Below are 9044 nucleotides of genomic sequence, written 5' to 3'. Positions count from 1 at the left end.
GCCCTACACCACCCCCGACATCCGCAACGTGGCCCTCGCAGGCCACCCCGGCGCCGGCAAAACAACCCTTTTCGAAGCCCTGCTGCATGCCGGCGGCGTCCTCGCTACGGCAGGCAGCGTCGAACGCGGCAACACCGTGTCCGACTCCGATCCACTGGAAAAGCAGCGCGGCCACTCGCTGGACATCGCCATCGCCAGCATCGACCTGGCCAACGGCGACGGCCGTGCCCACCTCAACTTCATCGACACGCCCGGCTATCCGGACTTCCGTGGTCCGGCGCTGTCGGCGCTCTCGGCGGTGGAGACCGCGCTGGTGGTGGTCGACGCGGACACCGGCGTGGAGCACGGCACCCTGCGGCTGATGGAGCGCGCGCGCGAGCGCGGCCTGTGCCGGGCGATCGTGGTCAACAAGATCGACCACGAGCACGCCGACTGCAGCCGGGTGCTGATGCAGCTGCGCGAGACCTTCGGCCCGGAAGTGCTGCCGCTGAACCTGCCGGCGGACTGGGGCCGGCGCGTGGTCGACTGCTTCGACGCCGGCGCCGGCGACTCCGACCTGGGGCCGGTATCCGAGTGGCACCAGCGCATCCTCGACCAGGTGGTGGAGGTCGATCCGGAGGCGATGGACCGCTACCTGGAGAACGGCGAGGCCGGGCTCGCGCCGGGCGAGCTGCACGACGCCTTCGAAAAGGCGCTGCGCGAGGGGCACCTGGTCCCGGTGTGCTTCGTCTCCGCGCGCAGCGGCGTGGGCGTGCGCGAGCTGCTGCAGCTGGTGGCGCGGCTGTTCCCCGATCCCACCGAGGCCAACCCGCCGCCGCTGGTGGCCGGCGATGGCGGCGCCCAGCGCCCGGTGCCGGTGCACCCGGACGCCGACGGCCACGTGATCGCCGACGTCTTCAAGGTGGTCAACGACCCTTTCGTGGGCAAGCTGGGCGTGTTCCGCGTCTACCAGGGCACGGTCAGGCGCGACACCCAGCTGTTCGTGGACGACGGGCGCAAGCCGCTCCGCGTGGGCCACCTGTTCGCGCTGCGCGGGCGCGAGCACGTGGAGATCGAGCAGGCCATCGCCGGCGACATCGCCGCGGTGGGCAAGATCGAGGAAGTGCATTTCGACGCGGTGCTGCACGACAGCCACGACGAGGACGGCGTGCACCTGGCGCCGGTGTCCTTCCCCAAGCCGATGTTCGGGCTGGCGGTGCAGGCCACCAGCCGCGGCCAGGAGCAGAAGCTGTCGCAGGCGCTGCGCAAGCTGGCCGAGGAAGACCCGGCCTTCGTGGTCGAGCACAACGTCGAGGTCAACGAGACGGTGATCCGCGGCCTGTCGGAGCTGCACCTGCGGGTGATGCTGGAGCGGCTGAAGGAGCGCTTCGGCCTGGAGGTGGTCACGCGCCCCCCGCGCATCGCCTATCGCGAGACCATCTCGATCGCGGCCGAAGGGCATTGCCGGCACAAGAAGCAGACCGGCGGCGCCGGGCAGTTCGCGGAGGTCTTCCTGCGGGTGGAGCCGCTGGAGCGCGGCGCCGGCTTCCAGTTCGTGGACGAGGTCAAGGGCGGCGTGATCCCGGGGCAATTCATCCCGGCGGTGGAGAAAGGCGTGCGCATGGCGTTGCAGGGCGGCGCGATCAGCGGCCATCCGGTGCAGGACGTGCGCGTGGTGGTGTACGACGGCCGCCACCATCCGGTGGACAGCAAGGAGATCGCCTTCGTCACCGCCGGGCGCAAAGCCTTCCTCGATGCGGTGGCCAAGGCCAGGCCGCTGGTCCTGGAGCCGGTGGTGGCGCTGGAGGTGTCGGTGCCCGAGGCGCAGGTGGGCGACGTCACCGGCGCGCTGGCCACCCGCCGCGCGCGCATCGTCGGCACCGACAGCGGCGACGGCCTGCGCGCGGAGAGCATCGTCCGCGCCCAGGTGCCGCAGGCCGAGCTGGAGGGGTTTGCCGCCGAGCTGAAGTCGCTGACCGCCGGCAAGGGCCGCTATGCGCTGGACTTCAGCCACTACGAGCCGGTGCCGCCCAACGTGCAGCAGAAGCTGGTGGAGGGGTGGAAGCCGAAGCCGGAGGAGGATTGAGGGCACGCACGCTCGCGTAGCCCGGACAAGGAAGGGGGGAACCGGGATGCGCTTCGCTTGCCCGGGCTACGCAAAGCCTTTGCAGGCCGGCGTGGGGAAGATCAGGCCGTGCGGCGTGCCACCGGAGCGCGGGAGACCAGCAGCACGCCTCCCAGCACCAGCACCGTGCCGGCCACCTGCCAGGCGCCCATCGGCTCGTCCAGCAGCAGCAGGCTCAGCACGATGGTCGAGACCGGGCCGAGCATGCCGATCTGCGAGGCATGGCCGGAGCCGACCCGGGAGATCCCCAGCATCACCAGCAGCACCGGCGCCACCGTGCACAGCGTGCCGTTGGCCAGCGACAGCCAGTACACCTCGGCCGGCAGGTCCAGCGCCGACAGTGGCCGCAGCAGCAGGAACTGGCCGATGCACAGCAGGCAGGCCACCGAGCTGCACAGCGCGGTCAGCCGCACCGCGCCGACCTTGCCCACCAGTTCGCCGCTGCCGGCCAGGTACAGCGCATAGGTCAGCGCGCTACCGAACACCAGCACGCCACCCAGCACGATGCCCTCGCCGCCGGCCATCAGGTCGTGGCCGAAGGCCAGGCCCACGCCGGCGTAGCTAACCGCCAGCGCGATCCACTGCAGCCGCCCCGGGCGGCGGCCGAACGCCAGCCAGCCGATCAGCAGGACCAGGGTCGGGGTGAGGTACAGGATCAGCCGCTCCAGGGTGGCGGTGATGTAGGCCAGTCCGGCGAAGTCCAGGAAGCTGGCCAGGTAATAGCCCAGCGACCCCAGCACCAGGATCCTCAGGTAGTGGCCGCGGTGCAGCGTGGTCCGTGCGCTCCGGGTCGCCCATGCGCCCATCAGCAGGAAGAACGGGAACGCCACCAGCATGCGCAGCGCCAGCAGGGTGACCGCGTCGGCGCCATGGCGGTAGCCGAGCTTGACGATGATCGCCTTGCCCGAGAACAGGACGGCGCCCAGCGCGGCATACAGCAGGCCCCAGCGCTGCCGCGCGCGGGCCTTGCGTGCGTCGTCCCCGCCCGCGGTGGCGGCCGCAGGCCGGGCTGGCGCCGGTTCCTCCGCGCCCTCGCCGGCCGCAGCGGCCAGGGCCTGGCCGCGTCCGCTCATGCCAGCACCGCCTGCAGCAGCGCGCGCAGCACCTGTTGCAGCGCCTCGGCGCGCACAGGGTCGTAGGCGAAGCTGTCCTCGTCCATGTAGGTGCGCTGGGCCAGTTCCAGCTGCACCGCCTGCACGCCGGTCTCCGGAGCGGCGTAGTGGCGGGTGATGTAGCCGCCCTTGAAGCGGCCGTCGACCACGTGGCTGTACTGCGGATGTGCGGCCAGCACTTCTTCCAGGCGCTGGCGCAGGGCCGGGGAACAGCTGTGGCCTCCGGCGGTGCCCAGGTTGAGGTCCGGCAGCGCGCCTTCGAACAGGTACGGCAGGCGGCCGCGGATCGAATGCCCTTCCCACAGCACCACCCGGCCATGCTGGCCGCGGATGCGCTGCAGCTCGGCGTCGAGGTTGTCGTGGTACGGGCGCCAGTACGCCTCCAGCCGGCGGGCGATCTCGGCCTGGTCCGGCTCGGCGCCGGGCTGGTACACCGGTTCGCCGCTGAACTGGACCGCCGGACACAGGCCGGTGGTGTTCTGGCCGGGATACAGCGAGGCGTCGTCCGGCGGGCGGTTGAGGTCGATCACGTAGCGCGAGTAGCGCGGGCGGATGATCGAGGCGCCCAGCTCGCGGGCAAAGGCGTACAGGCGCGAGACGTGCCAGTCGGTATCCGGCACGCGGCGGGCGCTGTCGGTCAGGCGCGCGGCGATGTCGGCGGGAAGTTCGCTGCCGTCGTGCGGCAGGCTGATCAGCAGCGGCGCGTCGCCCTGGTGCAGGTGGAAGATGTCGTCCATGCGCCGATTGTAGGCGCGTGCGCGCACCGTCAGAGCAGCACCAGCTCCTCGGCCGAGGTCGGGTGGATCGCCACCACCTGGTGCAGCCGGGCGCGGGTGACGCCCAGCTTCAGCGCCACCGCGAAGCCCTGCAGGATCTCGTCCACCGCCTCGCCCAGCAGGTGGATGCCCACCACCCGCTCCTCTTCGCCCACGCACACGAGCTTGAACAGGCTGCGCTGCGGCGAGTCGGCCAGCGCGGTCAGCATCGGCCGGAAGTTGCTGGCATGCACCCGCACCGCATCGCCGTAGCGCTCGCGCGCCTGTTCCTCGGTCAGGCCCACGGTGGCCAGCGGCGGATGCGAGAACACCACGGTGGGCACGTCGGCATAGTCCAGCTTCGCGTCGGCCTGGCCGCCGAACAGCCGCGCCATCAGCCGGCGCGCGGCGGCGATCGCCACCGGGGTCAGGGCCAGCCTGCCGGTGACGTCGCCCACGGCGTGCACGCCCTCCAGCGAGGTGTCCTGCCATTGGTCGACCACCACCTCGCCGTGCCCGCCCAGCTCCACCCCGGCTTCCTCCAGGCCGAGGCCGGCGGTATTGGGCCGGCGCCCGGTGGCGAACAGCACGCGGTCGAACACCTCCGCCACCACGCCCTGTTCCTGGCCCTTGTGCACCACGCGCACCCCGCCCCCGGTCGCGTGCAGCGCGCTGACCGGCGCCTCCAGGTGCAGGCGCACGCCGCGCGCCTGCATGTTGGCCTGCAGCGTGGCCACCACTTCCGCGTCCATGCCCGACAGCAGGCGCGGGCCGCGCGCGAACACCTCGACCCGGCTGCCCAGTGCCTGCAGCACCCCGGCCAGTTCCACCGCGATGTAGCCGCCGCCGACCAGGGCCACGTGCGCGGGTGGCTGCGACAGCTCGAAGAAATCGTCCGACACCCCGGCCAGTTCCGCGCCGGGGATGTCCGGGCGCAGCGGATGCGCGCCGGTGGCCAGCAGCACGCGCCCGGCACGCAGGCGCACGCCGGTGTCGGTGTCCACGGTGTGTGCGTCGCGCAGGCGGCCGCGGCAGGGCATCAACGCGATGCCGGCCGCGTCCAGGCGGCGGCGGTAGCTGGCGTGGATGCCGGCGATGTAGCGCTGGCGGTGGGCGATGAAGGCCGGCCAGTCCAGCGCCGGCGGCGACTGCGGCAGGTCGAAGCCGAGGTCGGCGGCCAGGGCCATGCGCTCGGCCAGCCCGGCCGCCAGCCACATCGCCTTCTTCGGCACGCAGCCGGCATTGACGCAGGTGCCGCCCAGTTCGCCCGGCTCCAGTAGCGCCACCCGCGCCCCGTGCGCGGCGGCGGCGAACGCGCCGGCCAGCCCGCCGGAGCCTCCACCGATCACCACCAGGTCGAACCCGGCCTGCGGGCGGTGGACGGCGGTCTGGCTCATGGCTCCTCCTCTACTGGAAGCGTTCGACCCGGTAGGGCGCGGGATCGATCGCGGGCGTGCGGCCGGTGACCAGGTCGGCCACCAGCTGGCCGCTGGCCGCGCTCATGCTGATGCCCAGCATGCCGTGCCCGGCCGCGATCCAGACGTGAGGATGGCCGGGAGCGCGGCCCAGCGCCGGCAGGTCGTCGTACGTCATCGGCCGCCAGCCGTACCACTTCTCCAGCGCTGCCCCGGCCGGCGGCGGCTGGCGCAGGTATTCGCGCGCGGCGCGTTCCAGCGCGCCCAGGCGCACCGGATTGAGGCTGGTGTCCTGGCCGGAGAACTCCATCGTGCTGCCCAGGCGGAAGCCGTCCGCCCAGGGGGTGACGAACACCTGGCGGTCCTTGAGCACCAGCGGGCGCCGTGGCGCGCCGGCCTGCGGGCCGTAGGTGATCGAGTAGCCCTTGCCGGGCTGGATCGGCAGGCGCACGCCCAGCGGGCGCAGCAGCCGCGGGGTCCAGGCCGCCATCGCCACCACCACCTCGCGGCCGCGGCGGCGGCTGCCGTCCTCCAGCTCGACGCTGGCGCCGCTGGCATCGGGCAGCAGCGCGCGCACCGGCGCCTGCTCCTCGATCAGCCCGCCGCGCTCGCGGATCGCGCGCGCCAGGCCGGCGGTGTAGCGGTCCGGGCGCAGGTGGGCGTCGTCGGGGAACCGGATCGCGCCGACCACGCCTTCGCGCAGCGATGGCTCCTGGCGCAGGTAGTCCGGCCCGTCGACCACTTCGGTGGCGATGCCCATATCCGCCAGCGGCCCGCATTCGGCCACGTAGGCCTCGAAGTTGCGCCGGTCGCGGAACACGTAGTCCAGGCCGGAGGCGGTGAACTGGCAATCCAGGCCGTAGCGCTCGATCCACTGCGCCAGGCGCGCGCGCGAGTCGCGCAGGATCGCGGCGCGGCCACGCGCGCTTTGCATCCAGTCGCGCTGGTTGCAGCGGCGGGCGAAGTGCAGCAGCCAGCGCCACAGCTCCGGGTCCAGGCGCGGCTTGAGGTACAGCGGGGCATCGGGGCTGAGCATCCAGCGCAGCGCGCGCCAGGGCACGCCGGGCGCGGCCAGCGGCGGCGCATGGCTGGGGGTGACGGTGCCGCAGTTGCCGTGCGAAGTGGCGCCGCCGACGCGGCCCGCCTCCAGGACCCGCACCCCGCGACCGGCCTCCAGCAGCGACAGCGCGGTGGCCAGGCCGATGGCTCCGCCACCGAGGATGAGGACGTCGTCGGGGTTGTTCACCCGCGCAAGTCTACGCCGGCGCGCCGCGCCTGCGGCGCGTCGTTGCCGCCGCAACCGCCGCTAGAACGGCTTGCCGATCTCCAGGAACAGCACCGCCTCGCCGCCCTCGCGGCGGCCGTAGCCGAACAGCATCGGCCCCATCGCCGAGTCGAAGCCCAGGTACAGGCTGCCGTTCCAGATGCCGTCGCCCAGGCGCATGTCGCCGCGGCGTTCCCAGGCGTTGCCGTACTCCAGCGTGGCCCCGGCCACCGCCGAGCGGCGGAAGAACGAGGCCAGCTGGTAGCTGTAGCCGGCCATCAGCACCGCATAGTGTTCGCCGGCCAGCTCGTTGTAGTGGAAGCCGGCCAGGCGCCCGCGTCCGCCCAGGCGGTGGCGCAGGTGCAGCGGCAGTTCGCCGGACAGGGTGGCGTGGTACGCCAGCGAACCCTGCACCGCGTGGCGGCCGAACGGCATCGCCGCCAGCACGTCCAGCCCGGCCTCCTGGAAGCGGGCGTCGCCGCCCAGCCAGCCGGCGCTGCGGCGGTAGGTCAGGCGCGACCAGTGGCCCTCGCGCGGGAAGTAGAGGCTGTCCAGGCGGTCCACCGCCAGCTGCGCGTACCAGCTGCCGGCATCCACGTCCACGTCCGGCAGCGCCGGGTCGCCCACTTCCACCTGCGCCTCGCCGACGCTGCGCTCCACGCCCACCTCGGCGGCGCCGTAGCGGCCGAAGGTGCGGCCCAGGCTCAGCAGGGCGCTGGCGACCTTGGCCTCGTAGCTGGCCAGGCGGTTGCCGCGCTCGAACACCGGCACCGTGGTCCGGCGCGCGCCGGCGCGGCCGTACAGGTACCAGCGCGCCTGCGGGTCGAACGGGTGGTAGTACTCGCCCTGCAGTTCCGGGTCGCTGCCCACCCCCACCAGGGCGCGCGCCTCGGCGCCGTAGGCGGTGGCCGGCGAGCGCAGCACGGCCAGGCGCAGGCTGGTCTCGTTGGTGCCGCTGAAGTCGGTGACGGTGCGGAAGCCGGCCTGCAGGTAGTTCGGGCCCTGCGGCTTCTCCCGCGCGCGCACCACCACCCCGGTGAGGCCGTCGGCATTGCGCTCGACCTCGTAGGTGACGCTGGCGAAGGTGCCCTCGTTGTAGGCGCGCAGGGTCGCGCGCTCGAGGTGGTCGGCGTCCAGCGCCTGGCCGGTGGGGATGTCGAGGATCGCCGCCAGCACCTGGTCGTCGTAGCGGCTGCCGTTCTCCAGGCGCACGTAGTCGATCCGCGCCGGTGCCTCGGCCTCCGGCACTGCCGGCGGCGCGGCCTGCCAGCGCGGCAGCGCGGCCAGCTGCGCGGCCGCCGCCTCGGCGGCCTCGCGGCCGATGCGCAGGGCCTCGGCGGCCTTGGCGAAGTCGCCGGTGGCCACGTCCTCGCCCAGCCCGGGCACCACCAGCACGTCGCCCTCGCGCAGGCGCGAGGTCGAGTCGCAGGTATTGCCCACGGTCAGCATGCCGGTCAGCTGGGAGACCACCTGCAGCACGCTGGCATCGCTGTCCAGCTCCATCAGCGGGGTGCCCACGTCCACCGCCACCACCACGTCGGCACCCATGCGCCGCACGGTGTCGATCGGCACCTGCTCGGCGATGCCGCCGTCGATCAGTACACGGCCATCGATCCGCACCGGCTGGAAGATGCCCGGCAGCGACATCGAGGCGCGCATGGCCTGGGCCAGGCTGCCGGCGCCCAGTTCCACCGGCTGCCCGGTGTTGAGGTCGGTGGCCACCGCGCGGAACGGGATCGGCAGCCGGTTGAAGTCGCGCACCGCGGCCACGTGCAGGGTCTTGCGCTGGAACAGGGAGAGGATGCGCTCGCCCTGCAGCACCCCCGGCGCCAGCCGCACCCCGCGCGCGCCCACGCCCAGGCCCAGGGTGGCCAGGCCTTCGCGGTCGTCCTGCTTGCGCCGGTAGCTGCGCTCGCGGCGCGGGATGGAGTCGTCGAACAGCTGCTTCCAGTCCGCTTCAAGGACCAGCTGTTCCATCTCCTCCAGCGGCACCCCGGCCGCGTACAGGCCGCCGACCAGCGAGCCCATGCTGGTGCCGGCGATGCAGTCCACCGGCACGCCCAGTTCCTCCAGCTTGCGCAGCACGCCCAGGTGGGCCACGCCGCGCGCGCCGCCGCCGCCCAGGGCCAGGCCCACGCGCGGGCGCGAGGTGTCGCCATCGCGCTGCGGGCAGGAGGTGCCGGGCGCGGCGACCGGCGCCGCGGGGTCGGGCGTGCCGGCGGCGGCGGTGGCCGCCAGTGCCATGCATGCGGCCAGCAGCCAGCGTGCGGCCGCGCCGCGTTGGACGATCCTGCCCTTGCGCCGGCCCGCGGCCGCGACCTTGTCCATGACCCGCTCCTGGTGAGTGGCGCGAGGTTAGCGGCAGGCGCGTGCGCGCGGAAGCAATGCCGCCGC

The 9044-nt window shown here is 73.3% G+C and carries 6 protein-coding genes; 1 reads left to right on the top strand and 5 read right to left on the bottom strand.

Annotation, left to right across the window (positions count from 1 at the left end):
• The coding region (fusA, locus tag B351_RS0104090; RefSeq protein ID WP_019397782.1) for an elongation factor G at positions 1-2065 on the top strand (2065 nt) is incomplete at its 5' end.
• Positions 2066-2166: 101 nt separating this feature from the next.
• Here fusA and B351_RS0104085 read toward each other — a convergent pair.
• From B351_RS0104085 to B351_RS0104065, 5 genes are read right to left on the bottom strand one after another with little or no spacing between them, the layout of a single operon-like run.
• The gene (locus tag B351_RS0104085; protein WP_019397781.1) at positions 2167-3177 is read right to left on the bottom strand and encodes a DMT family transporter; all 1011 of its coding nucleotides are present in this window, start codon (positions 3175-3177) and stop codon (positions 2167-2169) included.
• On the bottom strand, positions 3174-3953 hold the full coding sequence (gene hutG / locus B351_RS0104080; protein WP_019397780.1) for an N-formylglutamate deformylase: 780 nt from the start codon (positions 3951-3953) through the stop codon (positions 3174-3176). Before hutG ends, B351_RS0104085 begins: the two co-directional genes overlap by 4 nt.
• Before the next feature lie 29 nt (positions 3954-3982).
• On the bottom strand, positions 3983-5368 hold the full coding sequence (gene gorA / locus B351_RS0104075; protein ID WP_019397779.1) for a glutathione-disulfide reductase: 1386 nt from the start codon (positions 5366-5368) through the stop codon (positions 3983-3985).
• A gap of 10 nt (positions 5369-5378) precedes the next feature.
• On the bottom strand, positions 5379-6632 hold the full coding sequence (locus B351_RS0104070) for an FAD-binding oxidoreductase (RefSeq protein WP_019397778.1): 1254 nt from the start codon (positions 6630-6632) through the stop codon (positions 5379-5381).
• Between the two features lie 60 nt (positions 6633-6692).
• On the bottom strand, positions 6693-8978 hold the full coding sequence (locus B351_RS0104065) for a patatin-like phospholipase family protein (protein ID WP_019397777.1): 2286 nt from the start codon (positions 8976-8978) through the stop codon (positions 6693-6695).
• Between the last annotated feature and the right edge of the window lie 66 nt (positions 8979-9044).

Origin of the sequence: Pseudoxanthomonas sp. GW2, from assembly GCF_000283075.1 — a bacterium.
Taxonomy (GTDB): Bacteria; Pseudomonadota; Gammaproteobacteria; order Xanthomonadales; family Xanthomonadaceae; genus Pseudoxanthomonas.
This window is presented reverse-complemented; position numbering and strand designations above follow the sequence as displayed.

Coding starts and splice junctions, on each gene's coding strand:
- B351_RS0104085 (WP_019397781.1), bottom strand. CDS start 3,177: ATGAGCGGACGCGGCCAGGCCCTGGCCGCTGCGGCCGGCGAGGGCGCG.
- hutG (WP_019397780.1), bottom strand. CDS start 3,953: ATGGACGACATCTTCCACCTGCACCAGGGCGACGCGCCGCTGCTGATC.
- gorA (WP_019397779.1), bottom strand. CDS start 5,368: ATGAGCCAGACCGCCGTCCACCGCCCGCAGGCCGGGTTCGACCTGGTG.
- B351_RS0104065 (WP_019397777.1), bottom strand. CDS start 8,978: ATGGACAAGGTCGCGGCCGCGGGCCGGCGCAAGGGCAGGATCGTCCAA.